The 660-nt window shown below is 69.1% G+C and carries 1 protein-coding gene; it reads left to right on the forward strand.

From position 1 onward, the window contains the following. Nucleotides 1-54: 54 nt before the first annotated feature. Nucleotides 55-660, forward strand: a 606-nt coding sequence (locus tag KUM32_RS29695) for a maleylpyruvate isomerase family mycothiol-dependent enzyme (protein ID WP_217145067.1), incomplete at its 3' end; no start/stop codon positions are given.

The raw sequence follows: 660 nt of genomic DNA on the forward strand, positions 1-660 counted from the left end.
TAACTTAACTGCCAAACAGCACCCAGCCCGCGTACGAACCGCCCGAGGGGTCCCGTGACCGTCCATCCCAGCCTGCAACCTGCCATCGACGCATGGACGCACTCCATCGAAGCGATATCCGAGTTGGTGAACCCCCTCGTCGAGGGGGAGTGGAACCGGGCCACCGAGTGCCCGGGATGGTCGGTGCGTGACGTCGTCTCACACGTCATCGGCTTCGAGTGCGAAATGCTCGGCGACCCGCGCCCGATACACAGCCTGCCGCGCGATCTCTACCACGTGAACAGCGAGTTCGCGCGGTACGTGGAGGTCCAGGTCGACGTGCGGCGCTGCCACACCGCGCCCGAGATGACCTCCGAACTGGAGTACACGATCATCCGCCGCTCGCGGCAGTTGCGGAACGAGAAGCGCGATCCGGAGACCCTCGTGCGCAGCCCGGTCGGCGAGGTCACCCTCTCCCGGGCGCTGACCACCCGCGCCCTGGACGTGTGGGTGCACGAACAGGACCTGCGCCGGGCCCTCGACCAGCCCGGCAACCTGGACTCGCCCGGCGCGCACATCACCCGCGACGTGCTGCTCAAGGGCCTGCCCGGGGTGGTCGCGCAGCGCGCGAAGGCGCCCGCCAACGCGGCCGTGGTCTTCGACGTGACGGGCCCGCTGGAG

This window comes from Streptomyces sp. AC627_RSS907 (assembly GCF_019049165.1).